Genomic DNA, 19,425 nt, shown 5'->3' on the forward strand with positions numbered 1-19,425 from the left:
AAAACGCCATTTGGTTGCCCTGCCGACCCTACGGGATTCGGCCGAGTCCGGACAAGACCCGGTGCTATCACATTCGTTGGCGGCGCCCTTACCTGGCTCCGAATACCGGAAGTTGGCATTCCGTGTACGGCGGGGGCATCCCCTGGAGCCGGCCCCCACCCGATAGGATCACCGCCCGGCGGACGGCTTTCCGGCACCGTGCGAAGAACACCGGCCGGAGCCGGTGGGAGACGGGCGGCGCGGGCCCGCGGGAATCACCCCGTCCGGTCACCGTGGAAATCCCCACGGATTCTTGATGTCCCGGCAGCGGAAATGCAGACAAGGACGTGATCGGATGCGGCAGCTCGCCATCGAGGGAGCCTGGGTGCACGAGCCGAAGATCTTCCCGGACAGCCGCGGCAGTTTCCACGAGTGGTTCAGGGAGCCCGATCTGACCGAGGCGGCAGGCCACGGTCTGCGGCTCGCCCAGGCCAACTGCTCGGTGTCCAGCAGGGGCACACTGCGCGGGATCCACTTCGCCGATGTGCCGCCCGGCCAGGCCAAGTACGTCAAGTGCGTACGCGGCGCGATTCTCGACGTCGTGGTGGACATCCGGGTCGGCTCCCCCACGTACAGGAAGTGGGAAGCCGTACGGCTGGACGACGTGGACCACCGCTCGGTCTATCTCTCCGAGGGGCTCGGCCACGCGCTGCTGGCGCTGACGGACGACGCCACCGTCGTCTACCTCTGCTCCACCGGGTACGCCCCGCAGCGGGAACACGGGATCCACCCCCTCGACCCGGACCTGGCCATCGACTGGCCGGCGGACGTCACCCCGCTGCTCTCCGACAAGGACGCCGCGGCTCCGACGCTCGCCGAGGCGGAGGCCCAGGGGCTGCTGCCCTCGTACGCGGAGTGCGTGGCGTACGCCGGGAAGCTGCGCGGCTGAGGTCCGCACGCGGGACGGCGGGCGGTGCGCGGAAGCGCGCCGCCCGCCGTCCCGGCCCGGTGGTCAGCCGGTGACCCGCTCGATCTGCCGGCGCACAGCGGTGAAGGCCGGGCGCGGGCGGCTGAGGTTACGGGCGCGGACGAGCCCCGGCCAGAAGCCCGCGCCGAGCAGCGCCTCCGGGGACACCGCGCGCTTGCGGGTCAGCACCTCCGCGGGGACGTCCTGCGGGTCCTCGGTGACGTACTCCGCGAGGATGGCGTCGTACTTCTGCTTCAGTACGGTGCTCGAAGGGTCGGCTCCGAAGACGGCGACCACACCCGTCGGCTTGGTGTCCACCTCGACCACCAGCAGGTCGGGGCGGAACCGCCGCAGCACCTCGGCGACCTTGTAGACGTCGCCCGTCCATGCCCCGGTGTGCCGGTCGCGGGCCGCCTCGTCGATGTTGCGCGGCAGCATGTCGTCCAGGACGATCACGCTGTTCCAGCGGGCGTGCTTCTCGACGTTCATGAAGTCGCGGAGCGCGAACTCGAACAGGTGCATCCCGTCGATGAACGACAGCTCCAGGCGTGGTTCGGCGCCCAGGAGCCCCAGCGGGTCCCGGCGGGCGAGGGCCCGGAAGGGGTTGCGCCCGGTCCTCAGGTGCAGCAGCGGATCCTCGCGGGCGAAGAACGCGTCGCTCGTCTGCTTGACGAGGTGCACATCGCAGCTGATCGATGTCACGACCTTGAATGCGGGATCGACGGCAATGGAAGGCGCCCGGGAAAGCGCGAGACTGCGACCGTCATTGACCCCGATCTCCAGATAGGTGCGGGGGCGGTATACGCGATGGATACCGCGCAGGAATTCATGACGGTGCACGAGGAGCGCCCTTCGTCGACATCACGACCGGTCCGATCCCCGGCGAAGCTACCCCATGAGCCCCGGGCGTTGAAAGCGTCCGTACGGATTTGCGACCATTCACCCCGCAGCCCGGGAGCGGGCGGAACACAGCGGTGAACCCCGCACGGAAACCCGGCGCCTGCGGTCAGGAGCGCTCCGCGGCGACCAGCGCGGGGAACGCGTCGGCCAGCGCGAGCCGCCAGTCGCGGAGCGGTGCGATACCGGCCGCCGCCCACCGGTCGTGGCCGAGCACGCTGTACGCGGGGCGCGGCGCCGGCCGCACGAAGGCCTCGCTCGTCGTGGGCAGCACGCGCCCGGGGTCGGCGTCCAGCAGCCGGAAGATCTCCCGGGTGAGGCCGAACCAGGTCGTCGCGCCACCGCTGGTGCCGTGGTAGACGCCCGCGGGCGCGGTCCCGGCGAGGGCGCCCGCTCCCAGCCGGACCAGCAGATCCGCCAGATCGGCGGTCCAGGTGGGCTGGCCGCGCTGGTCGTCCACCACGTCCAGGGTCTCCTTGACGGCCTCCAGCCTGACCATGGTCCGGACGAAGTTCCCGCCGCCCTCCCCGTACAGCCAGGCCGTGCGCACCACATAGCCGCGCTCGGGCAGCACACTCAGGACGGCCTGCTCCCCGGCCAGCTTGGTACGGCCGTAGGCGCTGCGCGGAGCCACCGGGGCGTCTTCGGCGTACGGCAGGACGCCGTCCCCGGCGAACACGTAGTCCGTCGAGATCTGGAGCAGTACGGCGCCGCTCTCCCGGCACGCCTCGGCCAGCACCCGGGGGCCCGTGCCGTTGACGGCGAGTGCCCGGTCCTCCTCGGCTTCGGCGTCGTCGACCGCGGTCCAGGCCGCGCAGTTCACGACGACCGCCGGTTGGTGGACAGCGAGGGCGTCGCGGACGGCCCCCGGTTCGGTGATGTCGAGCGCCGCGCGGTCCAGGCCGGCCGCGGGGGTGCCGTCGTCCGCCAGCCGTGCGAGGAGGTCCCGGGCGAGCATCCCGCCCGCCCCGGTGACCAGCCAACTGCCGCTCATGTCTCACCTGTTCTCTGGGTACGTCCGGGCCTGCGGCCGACGCTACCCGAGGCGCCTGCCGGACGCGCCCTTCGCCGCCCGCGCCCGCGTCAGACGAGCGCCGCACGCTCCTTCAGCGGCTCCCACCAGGCACGGTTGTCCCGGTACCACTGCACGGTCTCGGCCAGGCCGGACGCGAAGTCCTTGCGCGGCTCGTAGCCGAGCTCGGTACGGATCTTGGTGCAGTCCACCGAGTACCGCCGGTCGTGGCCCTTGCGGTCGGTGACGTACTCGACGCTGGTGTCCCAGTCGGCCCCGCAGGCTTCGAGCAGCAGGCCGGTGAGCTCCTTGTTGGAGAGCTCGGTCCCGCCGCCGATGTTGTACACCTCGCCCGCCCGGCCCTCCGTGCGGACCAGCTCGATGCCCTGCACGTGGTCGTCGATGTGCAGCCAGTCGCGGACGTTGGCCCCGTCGCCGTAGAGCGGGACGGGCTTGCCGTCCAGCAGGTTGGTGATGAAGAGCGGGATGACCTTCTCCGGGAAGTGGTGGTGCCCGTAGTTGTTGGAGCAGCGGGTCACCCGCACGTCCAGGCCGTGGGTCCTGTGGTAGGAGAGCGCGATCAGATCGCTCGACGCCTTGGCCGCCGAGTAGGGCGAGTTGGGTTCGAGCGCATGGGTCTCGCTCCAGGAACCCTCGTCGATCGAGCCGTACACCTCGTCCGTGGAGATGTGCACGAAGGTGCTGATGCCGGCCCGGTGCGCCGCGTCGACCAGGGTGTGGGTGCCCAGCACATTGGTCCGCACGAATTCGGCGCCGCCGTCGATGGACCGGTCGACATGGGACTCGGCGGCGAAGTGCACCACTTGGTCGTGCTCCGCCATCAGCCGGCCCACCGTTTCGGAGTCGCAGATGTCGCCCTGCACGAAGGAGAACCCGGGGTGTCCCGCGACCTCGTCGAGGTTGGCCGGGTTGCCCGCGTAGGTGAGTTTGTCGAGCACGGTGACCGTGATGTCGCCGGGGCCCCCGGGGCCGAGGACCGTGCGGACGTAGTGCGAGCCGATGAAGCCGGCGCCGCCGGTCACCAGAATCCTGTTCGTCATGAAGAGATCTGCACCTTGCTGTGGTCGCCGAGGACAAGTCGGTGGGCTGCGGGGCTGCGGGGCGAGGGCGTCACCTCGACGCCCCGGCCGATCAGCGAGGCCGCGATCCTGCGGACCCCCGTGATCGAGGAGCCGCGCAGGACGATGGAGTACTCGATCTCGCTGTCCTCGATCCGGCACCCCTCGGACACCGAGGTGTACGGACCGATGTACGCGTCGCTGATCACCGTCCCCGCACCGATGATCGCGGGGCCCACGATACGGCTGCGGACGACCTGGGCACCCGTCTCGATCCTGACCCGCCCGATGATCTCGCTGACCTCGTCGGACGTGCCGTCCTCACAGGGGTCGACGGTCTCCAGGACCGCGCGGTTGACCTCCAGCATGTCGGTGACGTTGCCGGTGTCCTTCCAGTAGCCGGAGATCGTCGTGGAGTGCACGTCGTGCTTCTGGTCGATCAGCCACTGGATCGCGTGCGTGATCTCCAGCTCACCGCGCCGGGACGGCCCGATGGAGCGGACGGCCTCGTGCACGGCCGGGGTGAAGAGGTACACGCCGACGAGCGCGAGATCGCTCTTGGGGACCTCGGGCTTCTCCTCAAGACCGATGACGCGGCCTTCCTCGTCCAGCTCGGCCACACCGAACGCCCTCGGGTCGGGGACCTTGGTGAGCAGGATCTGGGCATCGGGCCGGGCATCGCGGAAGCCGTCGACCAGGCCCGTGATACCGCCGACGATGAAGTTGTCACCGAGGTACATCACGAAGTCGTCGTCGCCGAGGAAGTCCCGCGAGATGAGCACCGCGTGCGCCAGACCCTGCGGCGCGTCCTGCGGGATGTAGGTGACCTGGATTCCGAAGCGGGATCCGTCCCCGACGGCCTCGCGGATCTCCTCCGCGGTGTCGCCCACGACGATGCCGACGTCCGTGATGCCCGCGTCGGCGATGGCTTCGAGCCCGTAGAAGAGCACCGGCTTGTTGGCCACCGGCACGAGCTGTTTGGCGGAGGTATGGGTGATGGGACGCAGGCGTGTGCCCGCACCGCCGGAGAGAACAAGAGCCTTCACGTTGTGGGTCCCTTGCGAGCAGTCGGTCTGGCTTGATCCGTCCTGTGGGATTTTATCCATTCTTGCGTCGCGGAACCGTAAGCAGAACGCCGTACGGCCGTCCGCGCGAGGTGCGCGAACGGCCGTACGGCGGGATGGGACCGGGCTGCTGTCAGCCGCCGACCGCCGAGTCGACGCCGGTGGCGTCCGAGTCGTTGAGGCCCGGTGCGGCCTCCGGTTCGGCGGCGGCCGTGCGCTGGGCCACGGCCAGGTTGCGGGCCTCCGCCTTGGCCGTGAGAGCCCGTACCGCCGCGTTGAACTGCTCCATCGACGTCGGCTCGTCGGGACCGAGCAGATACTGCTTCAGCTCCTGCCGGTCACCGGCCAGCGGGTCCGCCGACGACTGGGTGATCGCCGCCAGCAGCTGGTCGATCTCCTTGGCCGTGTTGGTGAGGATGACAGCGGCCCGTACGGCGGTGTTCTGCCGCTTGAATTCCTCGACGCCCAGTTCGGCCGAGTCGGTGACGGCGTAGGGCTTGCCGCTCGCGATGAAGTCGGACACGACGCTGGAGATGTCCGAGACCATGCCGTCCGACTCGTTGAAGCAGTCGTACAGATGCGGCTCACCGCCGGTGATGACGCGGTGCTCCCAGTAGCCGAAGGTCCGCCAGTACGCGCGGTTCCACTCGGAGCGCAGCGACGCGGCCTCGTCCTCGCGCGCCGGGTCGGCCTGCGAGGCCCGCGACTCCTCGGACTCGTCGCTGCCCGCGCGCCCGCGTTCGGCCAGCTCGGCGAGCCGGGCATCGATCCGGACCAGCTCGGCCTGTGCGGCGGCACGGTCGGCCGCGCCGGCTGCCGCCTGCTCGGACCAGCGGGGCTCGGCGGCACGGTCGGCCGCGGCCTTCTCGACCATGGCGGTGATCCGCAGGTGCGCCGCCTTGGCGTGCGCGCTGCGGGTGCCGGTGAAGGGGTGCGGCTTGTAGAGCACCCGGACCGGCCGCTCGGCGCCGAGGAGCCGCTTGACGATGTTCTCCCCGGCGAGCAGCAGCGAGGTGTTGCCCGGGTTGTCGTCCCAGCCCTCCCAGGTGGGGGCGTACAGCACGGTCGGGATCTGCTGCTTCGGGGCGCCGGTCCAGCTCTGGATGGGGGCCAGCTGGGGGCGGCCCACCTCGACGATGTCCTCGTCGCGCACGCCGACGTCGGCCAGCGCGTAACGGTCGCGGCCGGCCCGGCCCGCGGTCCACACCTCGTCGTACGCCTTGCTGTACGGGTTGACGCTGGCGAGCTTGTCGCTGTCACCGTGCCCGATGAAGACGTGCTTGACGGTCGGGATGCGGAGCATGTGGATGTTCTTCCCGACGTTCGCCGCGTACAGCGCGACCCGCAGGGTGGAGAGATCCATGTTCATCAGGTGCACACCGCCGGGCACACACACCACGGGCACCGTGGTCGAGGCGAGCTGCGACATGATGGCGCGCTCCCGCAGGATGACCAGCGGGCGTCCCTCCGTCTTGGCCATCGTCTGCAGCCACATGTTCACCTGGTAGGCGGAGTCCCTGGAGCCGGAGAAGTAGAGGGCGACGGTCGGCCGGTACTCGCGCAGCCAGCCGTCGAGCGCTGCGAGCACTGTGGCGGCGGACGGGACGCGGCGGCCCTTGAGGATGAACGGGACGAGCGCGGCGATGTAGAGGATGCCGAGGCCCAGCGTGAGCAGGATGCCCAGGTAGCCGTAGTCGTCGGTGCCGGTCCCTGCCGCGAGCAGCAGACCGGTCATCGCGAAGACGTCCAGGTGCAGCATCTTCTCCGCGGCGCGGTTCAGCAGGCGGCGCGGCGGGGCCTCCGGGATCCGGATGGCGCCGAGGTCCACGTTGCGGGTGACCACCGGCATGACCCGGCGCAGCCGGATGAGGGTGGTGAGCGTGCCGTGCGCGGCCTGGAGCCCGTAGAAGAGAAGGAAACAGGCGACGGCCGCGTAGTAGACCTTCTGCTCGGCGAGCTGGAGGCGGGCGAGCAGCAGGATGAGCAGCAGCTCGCGCAGGAGGAAGCGGATCGACAGGCCGGCGCGGACCTTGGCGAGGCGGTTGACGAGGTAGCTGCCGCGCTGGTGCAGGAACCAGTCGGACACATAGGTCACGAGGGTGGCCGCTGCGAAGAACCAGATGTTGGGAATCAGCGCTGCGATCATCACGCACGGGTAGCTGAGCCCCATGAAGGCTGCGGCGATCAGCTCGGACCGGCTGCCTACGCGCGCCAGTCGAATGGCGGTCGAAATCACGAAGAACCTGCTCCAGGGGGTGCCGGTTTTATTCTGGGGGTATTGATTCGATGGGATTCGATCCGGGGATTTCGGGGGATTTCACCGGATACTCAATTTGGGGAAATTGTGAAGGCGGGACTTCACGCATTCGGGCCTCTGCGATTCGCGCGACGCGATCACAGAGGCCCGAAAAGAAACGTCCACTTATGCTCGGGAAGTATTACACATCTTCCTGACGGTCCAGCACTGAGGCCAGCGCCTGCTCGAACCCTGACGCCTCGGCGCTGGCGTCGCGCGTCGGGTCCTGCTGGCGTACGTCGATGACGTGGCCGGTCAGCTCGGAGAGCAGTACGTCGAGCGAGGTACGGGCCACGGCCTCCGACGAGAGCAGGCTGCCCTCGGGCTCCTGGCCGAACGCCTTGGTGCGCATCGGGGTCGCCGTGCGCTCCGGGTTGACGCAGTTGACCCGGACACCGTCACCGGCCCACTCGTCCGAGAGGGCCTGGGTGAGGTTCACCATGGCCGCCTTGGTGGAGGAGTACAGGCTGTACTCGGCGCGACCGCGCGTGTAGCTGCTGGAGGTGTAGAGCAGCAGCTGGCCCTTGGTCTCCGCCAGGTACTTGTACGAGGCGCGCGCGATCTGCACCGGCGCCAGGTAGTTGACGTTCAGCGCTTCCTGGATGGTCGTGTTGTCCGTCTCGGCCAGCTTGCCGATGCGCAGCACGCCCGCGGTGTTGATGACGTAGTCGATCCGGCCGGTCTCCGAGTACGCCTTGGAGAGCGCGTCGTCGACGTGCTCCGGGTTCTCGACGTGCGTACCGGTGGTGGAGCGGCCCAGCGCGTACACCTTCGCACCGTAGGACTCGGCGATGGCGGCGATGTCGGCGCCGATGCCGTACGAACCGCCGAAGACCACCAGGGTCTTGCCGGTCAGCAGCTCGCGGTAGGCGGCCTCGTCGGCCTGGCGCGGGGCCGCGGTGGAGGCCAGCTGGAACAGCTTGTCGGTGATGAAGACATCGACGGGCTGCGTGACCTTCATGTTGTACTCGTCACCCGCGACGACGTAGATCGGTACGTCCGGCAGGTACTTGAGCACGACGGAACAGTCGTCGGTGGCCTGGAAGTTCGGGTCGCCGGCCGCCACCTCGTACGCCTTGCGGACGGTGGAGAGCTTGAAGGCCTGCGGGGTCTGCCCGCGGCGCAGCCGGGAGCGGTCCGGGACCTCGGTGATGAACTCGCCGTCGCCGCCGTGCGTGCGGGTCACGATGATCGTGTCCGCGGACGGGATGGCGACGTCCACCGCCTGGTAGCGCTCCAGCGCGTCCACGCAGTCCTTGATCACGCGCTGCGAGAGCAGCGGGCGCACGGCGTCGTGGAAGAGGACATTGCGGTCCTCGCCCTCGGCCAGCCCCTCACCGAGGGCCGCGATGGCGCGCTCGGTGGTCTCGTTGCGGGTGGAACCGCCCTCGATGACGCGGGTGACCTTGGTGAGACCGGACTTGGCGACGATCTTCTCGATGTCCGGGACGTACCCCGGGGCCATGAGCACGATCACGTCGTCGATCGAATCGGACTGCTGGAAGATCGTCAGGGTGTGCTCGATGACAGCCTTCCCGGCGATCTTCAGCAGTTGCTTGGGGATCGACAGACCCACGCGCTGGCCGGTACCACCGGCGAGAACGACTGCTGTAGTCCGGGGCTTGGTTGCTTTGTGCTGCACAGACACAGACGACCTACCTTGCGATGACGAGGGAACGGTGTGATGGTCGCACTCTCCGTGACCGTCTCGCAAGGTGGACGCCAAGCCTCCACAACCCTTGCGATACCGCGTGTTCACCCTAAGGGCAGGAAAGCGACTTGGATCCCACCAGCCACTGTGAGTGACTGATACCACAGGGTGCGAGGTTAACTCATGGCTGGACGCCCGCCGCGGTGAGGGCGAGCCCTCGAAAACGGAGGCGCGGATTCACCCCGTACGGGCAGAGGCCCGGGAACGCGACGGCGTTCCCGGGCCTCTGCTCGTACGGACGGTTCCGGCGGGACCTGCGCGGTTCCGCTAGAAGGGTTTGAACTCGTCGTACTCCTTGTCCGATTCATCACGCTCGGCCTGCCGGTCCCGGCGCTTCTGCTCCGCGGGCCGCGGGGCTTCGAGCCGGTGGTCCTCGCCGCGGCGGCCCAGCATCTCGGCGCCCGCCATCATCGTCGGCTCCCAGTCGAAGACGACCGCGTTGTCCTCGGCCCCGATGGCCACACCGTCACCGGCACGGGCGCCGGCCTTCATCAGCTGGTCCTCGACGCCGAGGCGGCTGAGCCGGTCGGCGAGGTAGCCGACGGCCTCGTCGTTGCTGAAGTCGGTCTGGCGGACCCAGCGCTCGGGCTTCTCGCCGCGTACGCGGTAGACGCCTTCCTCCTCCTCGAAGCTCACCGTGAAGCCCGCGTCATCGACGGCCTTCGGACGGATGACGACCCGGGTCGCCTCCTCGGCGGGCTTCGCGGCGCGCGCCTCGGCGATGATCCCGGCCAGCGCGAACGAAAGCTCCTTCAGGCCCAGATGGGCCACCGCCGAGACCTCGAAGACCTGGTACCCGCGGGCCTCGAGGTCCGGGCGGATCATGTCGGCGAGGTCCTGGCCGTCAGGAATGTCGACCTTGTTGAGGGCGACGATGCGGGGCCGGTTCTCCAGGCCGCCGTAAAGCTTGAGCTCCTCCTCGATCATGTCGAGGTCGGAGAGCGGATCGCGGTCGGACTCCAGGGTCGCCGTGTCCAGGACGTGCACCAGCACCGAGCAGCGCTCGACATGGCGCAGGAACTCAAGGCCGAGGCCCTTGCCCTGGCTGGCGCCGGGGATCAGCCCGGGGACGTCCGCGATGGTGTAGACGGTCGAACCGGCCGTCACCACACCGAGGTTCGGGACCAGCGTGGTGAACGGGTAGTCCGCGATCTTCGGCTTGGCCGCGCTCAGCACGGAGATCAGCGAGGACTTGCCGGCGCTCGGGTAGCCGACGAGCGCCACATCGGCGACGGTCTTGAGCTCCAGGACGATGTCCCGGGACTCCCCCGGCTCGCCCAGCAGCGCGAAGCCGGGCGCCTTGCGGCGGGCCGAGGCCAGCGCGTGGTTGCCGAGGCCGCCGCGGCCGCCCTGGCCCGCCACGAAGGTGGTGCCCTGGCCGACCAGGTCGGCGAGGACGTTCCCGTCCCTGTCCAGCACGACGGTGCCGTCCGGCACCGGCAGCACGAGGTCGTGCCCGTCCTTGCCCGAGCGGTTGTCACCGGCGCCGGGCTGGCCGTTGGTGGCCTTGCGGTGCGGGCTGTGGTGGTAGTCGAGCAGCGTGGTCACAGCCTGCTCGACGACGAGGATGACGTCGCCGCCCCGCCCGCCGTTGCCGCCGTCGGGTCCACCGAGCGGCTTGAACTTCTCACGGTGTACGGAGGCGCAGCCGTGGCCCCCGCTACCCGCGGCGGCATGCAGCTCGACGCGGTCCACGAAGGTGGTCATGGGTGTGCCTCCAGAAACGTACGGAATTGTCTTACCTGTAACACAACAAAGGCGGACCGGCTTCCCGTAAGCAACGGGAAACCTGGTCCGCCCTCGACAGATCGCTCTACGGCAGCCTAAGGATCAGGCGACCGGAACGATGTTCACGACCTTGCGGCCACGGTGCGTGCCGAACTCGACCGAACCGGGGTTCAGCGCGAACAGCGTGTCGTCGCCGCCACGGCCGACGCCGGTGCCCGGGTGGAAGTGCGTGCCGCGCTGGCGGACCAGGATCTCACCGGCGTTGACGACCTGACCGCCGAAGCGCTTCACGCCGAGCCGCTGAGCATTGGAATCGCGCCCGTTCCGAGTGGACGATGCGCCCTTCTTATGTGCCATGTCTCCTCAGTCCCTTACTTCGCAGCCGCGGGAATACCGGTGACCTTGATCGCCGTGTACTGCTGGCGGTGACCCTGGCGACGGCGGTAGCCGGTCTTGTTCTTGTAGCGAAGGATGTCGATCTTCGCGCCCTTGTGGTGATCCACGACCTCGGCCTGGACCTTGATACCGGCAAGCACCCACGGGTCGCTGGTGACCGCGTCACCGTCGACCACGAGCAGGGTCGAGAGCTCGACCGTGTCGCCAACCTTGGCGGTGGGAATCTTGTCAACCTCAACGATGTCGTCGACAGCAACCTTGTGCTGACGACCACCGCTGCGCACGATGGCGTACACGCGGATCTCTCTTTCGCTCGGAATCGGCCCTCTGATGCCAGCCGTTCACACGGGCCCGGGGACCCATGACGATCCGGATTGGACGAGCGGCCTCTCCCGGCAGGGCCAGGAGGGAGTTGCTCAGAGGTGTGGCGCACAGGAAACACGCCGAGGGGTAAGGCTACGGGTCGGGGTCCGGGGGGTCAAACCGGGTCCCGGGGGCCGTGCGCGGGCGCTGCGCCGCCGGTCAGGGCGGAGCCCGTACCACCGGCCGGTACGGCGCCGGCGGGGCCGGAGCGGGCAGCCACGGAGCCGCACGGACCGTATGCCGCGGACCGGCACGGAGACAGAGAGGTGCGGCCCTCCCGGGGGAGGGCCGCACCTGTCGTCCGACGGAACCGCCGGGGGTCAGTCCTCGGTGGAGGCCGTGACCCCGGACGCCTGCTGCTCCTCGGCGGCGACCGTCTTCCTGGTCGTCTTCTTGGCCGGCGCCTTCTTGGCCGTGGTGGTCTTCTTCGCCGCCGCGGTCTTCTTGACGGCCGCCTTCTTCGCCGGCGCCTTCTTGGCCGTCTTGCGCGCGGCCGTCTTCTTGGCCGGCGCCTCGGCGTCCGCTCCGGCAGGAGCCTCGTCCGACGGGGAATCGACCACTACGACGGCCGTGTCGGCCGCGCCCGCGGGGGCGGTGGCCTTACGGGTCGCGCGGCGCCGGGCCCGGGGCGGTGCGGCGTCGGCGGCCGGCTCGGCCGGGGCCTGCGGCTCCTCGGCCACGGGGGCCGGGGCTTCCTCGACCACGATCTCCGGGGCCTCGTCGGACGCCTTGGGCGCGCCGGCCGGGGCCGTGGCCTTGCGGGTCGCCCGGCGGCGGCCACGGGCCGGAGCGGCCTCCTGGACCGGCTCGGACTCCGCGTCCGGCTGCGGGGCCGCAGGCTGCTCGGCCACCGGCTCGGGAGCGGCCGGCTGCTCGGCGACGACCGGCTCGGCCACGACCGGCTCGGGCTCCGCCTGTGCGCCCTTCGGGGTACCGGCCGGAGCCGACACCTTGCGGGTCGCCCTGCGGCGGCCACGGTTGCGGGTCGCAGCCGCCTCCGCCTCCGCGGGGCTGCTGTACAGCTCCTCGTCGGGTACGAAGCTCTCCCGCTCGTCCGTCACGTCGGCCGATTCGGCCGTGTCGGCGTACTCGGTGTCCGCGTCGTGGTCGTGCGCCTCGTCGTGACCGTGGTCCGACGTGTGCTCGTGGTCGGCCGTGTGCTCGTGGTCGCCGCCCGAGCCGCCGCGCCCGCGCTTCTTGGAGCGCTTGCCGCCCCCGCCACCGGCGGAGGTGGGCTGCTCCATGTGCACGATCACGCCGCGCCCGTTGCAGTGGACGCAGGTCTCGGAGAAGGACTCAAGGAGCCCCTGGCCGACCCGCTTACGGGTCATCTGGACCAGGCCGAGCGAGGTCACCTCGGCGACCTGGTGCTTCGTACGGTCCCGGCCCAGGCACTCCAGCAGGCGCCGCAGCACCAGGTCCCGGTTGGACTCGAGCACCATGTCGATGAAGTCGACGACGACGATGCCACCGAGGTCGCGCAGCCGCAGCTGGCGCACGATCTCCTCGGCCGCCTCCAGGTTGTTCTTGGTGACGGTCTCTTCGAGGTTGCCGCCCTGGCCGGTGAACTTGCCGGTGTTGACGTCGACGACGACCATCGCCTCGGTCTTGTCGATCACCAGCGAGCCGCCGCTGGGCAGGTAGACCTTGCGGTCCAGCGCCTTCATCAGCTGCTCGTCGATGCGGTACGTCGCGAAGACGTCGACCTCGGAGGTCCAGCGCGAGAGCCGGTCGGCCAGGTCGGGAGCGACGTGGGCGACATAGCCGTGGATGGTGTCCCAGGCGTCGTCACCGCTGACGATGACCTTCGAGAAGTCCTCGTTGAAGATGTCGCGGACGACCCGGACGGTCATGTCCGGCTCGCCGTAGAGCAGCGTCGGGGCGTTGCTGCTGCCGCCGCTCTTCGCCTTCTTCTCGATGTCCTCCCACTGCGCCTGGAGCCGCTCGACGTCGCGGCGCAGCTCGTCCTCGCTGGCCCCCTCGGCCGCGGTGCGCACGATGACGCCCGCGTCCTCGGGGACGATCTTCTTGAGAATGGTCTTCAGCCGGGACCGCTCGGTGTCGGGCAGCTTGCGGCTGATACCGGTCATCGAGCCCTCGGGCACGTAGACCAGGTAACGGCCGGGCAGCGAGACCTGGCTGGTCAGGCGGGCACCCTTGTGGCCGATCGGGTCCTTCGTCACCTGGACGAGCACCGACTGGCCCGACTTGAGCGCGGTCTCGATCCGGCGCGGCCCGTGGGCCATGCCGAGCGCCTCGAAGTTGACCTCACCGGCGTACAGGACGGCGTTGCGGCCCTTGCCGATGTCGACGAACGCGGCCTCCATCGACGGCAGCACGTTCTGGACCTTGCCCAGGTAGACGTTGCCGACGTAGCTGGTGGCCTGCTCCTTGTTGACGTAGTGCTCGACCAGGACGTTGTCCTCAAGGACGCCGATCTGGGTCCGCTCCCCGTGCTGGCGCACCACCATGACGCGCTCGACGGCCTCACGGCGCGCGAGGAACTCCGCCTCGGTGATGATCGGGACCCGGCGGCGACCCTGCTCGCGCCCCTCGCGGCGGCGCTGCTTCTTCGCCTCCATCCGGGTGGAGCCCTTGATGGACTGGACCTCGTCGAAGCCGGTGCCGGGCTCGCGCTCGGCCGCTTCCTTCTTCCTCGGCTCCCTGACCTTGACGACCGTGCGCTCCGGGTCGTCGGCCACGGCGTCGGCGTCGGTGCCCGCGTCACCGCTGCGGCGACGGCGACGACGGCGGCGACGGCTGCTGCTGGACCCAGCCGCGTGGTCGTCGTCGTCCTCGTCCGCGGAGGCGGAACCCTCGTGGGTCTCGGCCTCGTCCGAGGCCTCCGCCTCGTCGTCCGGGTGGGCGTTGTGGTCGTCGCTGTCGCTGCTGTCGCTGTGGTCGTCCGCGTCGCCGGACTCGCCGCGACGGCGGCGGCGGCCACCCCGGCGACGACGGCGCGAGGGCCGGTCACCGTACTCGTCGGAGTCGTCGCCCTGGTGCGTGTCCTCGGCGGACTGCTCCTCGGCCTCGGGCTCGTCGGCGGGCTGCTCGGCGGCCGGAGCGGCCGCCTGCTCGGGGGCCTTCTCCTTCTCGGCCTCGGCGGGCTCGCCACGGCGACGGCGGCGACGGCCGCGCGTACCGCCCTGCGGCGCCTGCTCGGCCTGCTCGGGCGCCTTGGCGGTCTCCGTGACGGCCTCCTCCGCCTCCTCCTCCTCGACGGGCTCGGCGGGCCGGGCGGCGGCGGCCGCGGCAGCGGTCTCCGGCGTCTGGAACATCGGCTCGGCGAAGACGGGGGCCTGGAAGACGGCCACGGCGGGGCGCTGCGCACGGCGGCGCGAACGTCCGGGCTCGGGGGTCTCGGCGGGGCGCTGTGCCTTCTCCTTCTCGGCGACAGCGGTGAACTGCGGGGACTCGGCCCTGCGGCGCTTGCGTCCGCGCGGTGCGGCCTCGGTCTCCTCGGCGAGCGCCTCGGCCACGGCCTCGGGCAGGCTCTCACCTGCGGCCTCGGGCTGCGCGGCCTCGGGCTGGGGGGTCGCGGCGGGCGAGGTGGCACGGCGGCGGTTGCGGCCACGCGGTGCTTCGGCGGCGGGCGCTTCGGCCTCGGCGGCCTGCGGCGCCTGCTCGGCCGCGGGCTGCTCGGCCGCGGCGGGTGCGGTGGCCTTACGGGTGGCACGGCGGCGGGCGCGCGCCGGAGCGGCGTCCTGCGTCACGGCGGACTCACTCTGCTCACCGGTGCCGGCCGGGGCGGTCTCCTCGACAGCTGCGGGCTCCGCGGCGGCCGGAGCCTCGGTGCTCTTCGGAGCGCCGGCGGGTGCGGTGGCCTTACGGGTGGCACGGCGGCGGGCGCGCGCCGGAGCGGCGTCCTGCGTCACGGCGGACTCACCTGAATCGGCGCTCCGCGAAGTCTCCTCAGCCACAGCGGCCTCCGGCTCAGCAGCGGCCACAACGGCCGCCTGGGTGGTCTGCGACTCGTCCACGGGGGCGCCGGTGGACCGGGTGGCGCGGCGGCGGGAGCGCGTCGGCGCCGCCTCCGGGGCCGCTTCTGCGGTTTCCGCGGCGGGTGCCTCGGCCTGCGGCGCGCCCGCGGGGGCGGAGGCACGGCGGCGTGCACGGCCACGGGGCGCGGGCTCCGCGGCGGGCTCCTCGCTCACCGGCTCTGCTTCCGCCGCCTTCTCCGCTGCCTTGGCGGAGCCCGCGGGTGCGGTCGCCTTACGGGTGGCACGCCGGCGGACGGGCGGCGCCGGCTCGGCGGCACCGGCTGCGACACCCTCTGCGGCCGGTATGGCCGGCGTCACTGTCTCGGCTGCCTCGCTGGCGGCCTTCTGCCCGCCGGCCGGGGGGCCTGCGGGGCGCGATGCGGCCCGGCGCCTGCGGCGCGGGGGCAGCGTGTCGCTGGGACTGGTCTCTTCGTTCGTTCCGGCGTTGCCGGAATCGTTCGACGTCTGCATGCGGGCGGTTCTCCCGTCACGCTCCCGGGCGCCGCGTCTGTGTCCGGTCCGGCACGGTCCGCGTCAGATACGCGGTTCCGCTCGTCCGGGGCGCGGGCGCCGCACGGGAGCTGATGTCTGGCTCGCCGGTTCCCTACGCGATGTACGTACGGCCTGGCGAAAGTCTTCGTGGTCAGTGCGCTGCCCGACCCAGGTGGCTCCCGGATACGAGGGCTGCGCTACAACGACTGGTCCTTACGCGGCGGGACCGCCTCCGCGGCCCGGGGGCCGGGGAGGTCCGTCTCACACCGTCGCGGGTGTCCCGTCGGCGGGAAGCCGGTGGGTGGCGGTTCCGGCGGCCGTGGGTGGAGCGGCCGGGGCTGCCTCGCGGTCGGGCGAGAGCGGGTCGGTCACCGTGCCGGACTCCTCGTCGAAGAGCCCCTGCGCCAGCCTGGTCACCGCTGCGGGGACCGGCGGCGCGAGGTCGGCCACAACGTGGAGACCGGACAGGACGTCGTCGGGTCGCACAGCAGGTGTCACGTGCCGAACAACCAGCCGCAGTATCGCACAGCGCTCACCTCCCGGCCTATTGACCGGCGCGGAGGCGTCGGCACCGGTGGTCCCGGCGTCCGCGACGGCCGCGGGGCGGACGGCCTCCAGGCCGGCCACGGCGCTGCGGGCGTCGAAGGTCCGCACGCCGTTCTTGGTGCGGCGCTGGACCTCGACCGTCCCGGCTTCGAGGAAGGCGGCCACGGCACGCTCCGCTTCCTCGAACTCGACGCCGTCCAGGCGCAGTTCCCACACCGAGGCGGTCAGCCGCTCGGCGAGACCCGAGGTGCGTGCCTCGACCGCGTCGGTGATGTCGAGTCCGTCCGGGAGCGACTCGTCGAGCAGCTTCCGCAGGCTCTCGGGGTCGCGCGCCTCGCTGAGGGCGATCTCCAGGAATTCGGCCTCACTGCCGGTGCCGGTGGGTGCGGCATTGGCGTACGACACCTTGGGGTGCGGTGTGAAGCCGGCCGAGTACGCCATCGGCACCTCGGCTCTGCGCAGCGCCCGCTCGAAAGCGCGCTGGAAGTCACGGTGGCTGGTGAACCGGAGGCGGCCGCGCTTGGTGTAGCGCAGTCGGATGCGCTGCACTGCCGGTGCGGGCGGCGGGCCTTCGGGCTGTCGCTTGCCCAGTGGTTCTTCTCCTCGGTGCGGGGCTGGCGCGGGGGGCGCGCCGCCCTACGGCGGGGTTCCCGGGGCATCCGGACCGGCTCACCCCCGTCCGGCCGCTTCCGGGCCGTGCGGGAAGATCTCTGGTCCGGCTGCCGTCTCGGGGACAGTCGTTGTACTACCCAGAGTACGCGCACAGGGCGCAACAGGTTCCCGGACCTCGCCCGTACGTGTCCGGGCGGGGTCCGGGACGCACGGTCACCGGCGCCCCGCCGGGTCCTCTCGCGCCGCGCCGTCCCGCGCGTCCGTGGTCCGCCCGGGAGACGGTCCGGCCCCGTGCCGCCTTCCGGGCGTGCACGGGGCCGGTGCCGGCTCCTCGGGGGAGGACTACTTGTTGACGACGGTCAGCGGCAGGAGCTTCTTGCCTGTCGGGCCGATCTGGATGTCGAGGTCGAGCTGCGGGCAGACCCCGCAGTCGAAGCACGGTGTCCAGCGGCAGTCCTCGACCTCGGTCTCGTCGAGCGAGTCCTGCCAGTCCTCCCAGAGCCAGTCCTTGTCGAGACCGGAGTCGAGGTGGTCCCAGGGCAGGACCTCCTCGTAGGTGCGCTCCCGGGTCGTGTACCAGTCGACGTCCACACCGAAGTCGGGCAGTGTCTGCTCGGCGGCCTTCATCCAGCGGTCGTAACTGAAGTACTCGCGCCAGCCGTCGAACCGGCCGCCGCCCTCGTACACCGCGCGGATGACCGAGCCGACACGGCGGTCGCCGCGCGAGAGCAGCCCCTCGACGATGCCGGGCTTGCCGTCGTGGTAGCGGAAACCGATGGAGCGGCCGTACTTCTTGTCGCCGCGGATCTTGTCGCGCAGCTTGGTGAGCCGGGCATCCGTGTCCTCGGCGGAGAGCTGCGGGGCCCACTGGAACGGGGTGTGCGGCTTGGGCACGAAGCCGCCGATGGACACGGTGCAGCGGATGTCGTTCTGGCCGGAGACCCTGCGCCCCTCGGCGATCACGTTGACCGCCATGTCACCGATCTGGAGGACGTCCTCGTCGGTCTCGGTGGGCAGGCCGCACATGAAGTACAGCTTCACCTGGCGCCAGCCGTTGCCGTACGCGGTCGAGACCGTACGGATCAGGTCCTCCTCCGAGACCATCTTGTTGATGACCTTGCGGATGCGCTCGGAGCCGCCCTCGGGGGCGAAGGTCAGGCCGGACCTGCGGCCGTTCCTGGTCAGCTCGTTGGCGAGGTCGATGTTGAAGGCGTCCACCCGGGTCGAGGGCAGCGACAGGCCGACCTTGTCCTCGGTGTACCGGTCGGCGAGCCCCTTGGCGATGTCACCGATCTCGGTGTGGTCTGCGGACGAGAGCGACAGCAGGCCGACCTCCTCGAAGCCGGTCGCCTTGAGACCCTTCTCCACCATGTCGCCGATACCGGTGATGCTTCGCTCCCGCACGGGGCGCGTGATCATGCCGGCCTGGCAGAAACGGCAGCCGCGGGTGCAGCCGCGGAAGATCTCGACGGACATCCGCTCGTGGACGGTCTCGGCGAGCGGGACGAGCGGCTGCTTGGGGTAGGGCCACTCGTCGAGGTCCATGACGGTGTGCTTGGAGACCCGCCACGGCACGCCCGACCTGTTGGGCACCATGCGGGCGATGCGCCCGTCGGGCAGGTACTCGACGTCGTAGAAGCGCGGGACGTAGACGCCGCCGGTCCGCGAGAGCCGGAAGAGCACCTCGTCGCGTCCGCCGGGACGGCCCTCGGCCTTCCAGGCGCGGACGATCTCGGTGATCTCCAGGACGGCCTGCTCGCCGTCCCCGATGACCGCGCAGTCGATGAAGTCGGCGATCGGCTCGGGGTTGAACGCGGCGTGGCCGCCCGCGAGCACGATCGGGTCGTCGAGCGTCCGGTCCTTGGAGTCCAGCGGGATGCCCGCCAGATCCAGGGCGGTGAGCATGTTGGTGTAGCCCAGCTCGGTGGAGAAGGAGAGCCCGAAGACATCGAACGCCTTCACCGGGCGGTGCGCGTCGACCGTGAACTGCGGGACCTGATGCTCGCGCATCAGCTCCTCCAGGTCGGGCCAGACGCTGTATGTGCGCTCGGCGAGGACGCCCTCGCGCTCGTTCAGTACCTCGTAGAGGATCATGACGCCCTGATTGGGCAGCCCGACCTCGTATGCGTCCGGGTACATCAGCGCCCAGCGGACGTCGCAGCTGTCCCACGGCTTGACGGTGGAGTTCAGCTCTCCGCCCACGTACTGGATGGGCTTCTGGACGTGCGGGAGAAGCGCTTCCAGTCGCGGGAAGACCGACTCGACCGACTCGACAGGCATGGTGGTGTCTCTCATGAGCGGGC

General features: G+C 70.6%; 13 protein-coding genes. 1 reads left to right on the plus strand and 12 read right to left on the minus strand.

Annotated features, from left to right (window positions below):
* Window positions 1–334: 334 nt before the first annotated feature.
* Entirely contained in the window at window positions 335–928 is a 594-nt protein-coding gene (rfbC, locus tag OG917_RS11410) for a dTDP-4-dehydrorhamnose 3,5-epimerase (protein WP_328317460.1), read from the plus strand.
* Between the two features lie 63 nt (window positions 929–991).
* On the opposite strand, the gene OG917_RS11415 is transcribed toward rfbC, so the two are convergent.
* The 12 genes from OG917_RS11415 to OG917_RS11470 all read right to left on the minus strand — a co-directional run bounded on the left by OG917_RS11415 (window position 992) and on the right by OG917_RS11470 (window position 19,402).
* Window positions 992–1,786: a class I SAM-dependent methyltransferase gene (locus OG917_RS11415; protein ID WP_328317461.1), complete on the minus strand. Its 795-nt coding sequence runs from the start codon at window positions 1,784–1,786 to the stop codon at window positions 992–994.
* A 166-nt stretch (window positions 1,787–1,952) separates the two neighbouring features.
* Entirely contained in the window at window positions 1,953–2,837 is an 885-nt protein-coding gene (gene rfbD / locus OG917_RS11420; RefSeq protein ID WP_328317462.1) for a dTDP-4-dehydrorhamnose reductase, read from the minus strand.
* An 89-nt stretch (window positions 2,838–2,926) separates the two neighbouring features.
* Window positions 2,927–3,916, minus strand: coding sequence for a dTDP-glucose 4,6-dehydratase (gene rfbB, locus OG917_RS11425; protein WP_328317463.1), 990 nt, complete (start codon window positions 3,914–3,916; stop codon window positions 2,927–2,929).
* Complete coding sequence (locus OG917_RS11430) at window positions 3,913–4,980, minus strand: glucose-1-phosphate thymidylyltransferase (RefSeq protein WP_328317464.1); 1,068 nt, start codon at window positions 4,978–4,980, stop codon at window positions 3,913–3,915. Before OG917_RS11430 ends, rfbB begins: the two co-directional genes overlap by 4 nt.
* 151 nt (window positions 4,981–5,131) lie before the next feature.
* Complete coding sequence (locus OG917_RS11435) at window positions 5,132–7,234, minus strand: hypothetical protein (protein ID WP_328317465.1); 2,103 nt, start codon at window positions 7,232–7,234, stop codon at window positions 5,132–5,134.
* 202 nt (window positions 7,235–7,436) lie between these two features.
* Window positions 7,437–8,942 carry a bifunctional cytidylyltransferase/SDR family oxidoreductase gene (locus OG917_RS11440; protein ID WP_328317466.1) on the minus strand — a complete coding sequence of 502 codons (1,506 nt, stop codon included), beginning with the start codon at window positions 8,940–8,942 and terminating at the stop codon, window positions 7,437–7,439.
* A gap of 330 nt (window positions 8,943–9,272) precedes the next feature.
* The gene (obgE, locus tag OG917_RS11445) at window positions 9,273–10,712 is read right to left on the minus strand and encodes a GTPase ObgE (protein ID WP_328317467.1); all 1,440 of its coding nucleotides are present in this window, start codon (window positions 10,710–10,712) and stop codon (window positions 9,273–9,275) included.
* 123 nt (window positions 10,713–10,835) lie between these two features.
* On the minus strand, window positions 10,836–11,090 hold the full coding sequence (rpmA, locus tag OG917_RS11450) for a 50S ribosomal protein L27 (protein ID WP_164265539.1): 255 nt from the start codon (window positions 11,088–11,090) through the stop codon (window positions 10,836–10,838).
* A 14-nt stretch (window positions 11,091–11,104) separates the two neighbouring features.
* Window positions 11,105–11,425 carry a 50S ribosomal protein L21 gene (rplU, locus tag OG917_RS11455; protein WP_164265538.1) on the minus strand — a complete coding sequence of 107 codons (321 nt, stop codon included), beginning with the start codon at window positions 11,423–11,425 and terminating at the stop codon, window positions 11,105–11,107.
* 387 nt (window positions 11,426–11,812) lie between these two features.
* Window positions 11,813–15,943 (minus strand): Rne/Rng family ribonuclease, encoded by a 4,131-nt coding sequence (locus OG917_RS11460; protein WP_328317468.1) that lies wholly within the window; start codon window positions 15,941–15,943, stop codon window positions 11,813–11,815.
* A gap of 282 nt (window positions 15,944–16,225) precedes the next feature.
* Window positions 16,226–17,059, minus strand: a complete 834-nt coding sequence (locus OG917_RS11465) for a TIGR03936 family radical SAM-associated protein (RefSeq protein WP_328317470.1) — start codon at window positions 17,057–17,059, stop codon at window positions 16,226–16,228.
* A 405-nt stretch (window positions 17,060–17,464) separates the two neighbouring features.
* Complete coding sequence (locus tag OG917_RS11470; RefSeq protein WP_328321822.1) at window positions 17,465–19,402, minus strand: TIGR03960 family B12-binding radical SAM protein; 1,938 nt, start codon at window positions 19,400–19,402, stop codon at window positions 17,465–17,467.
* Window positions 19,403–19,425 lie beyond the last annotated feature (23 nt).

Source organism: Streptomyces sp. NBC_00388 (assembly GCF_036061255.1).
GTDB lineage: Bacteria > Actinomycetota > Actinomycetes > Streptomycetales > Streptomycetaceae > Streptomyces.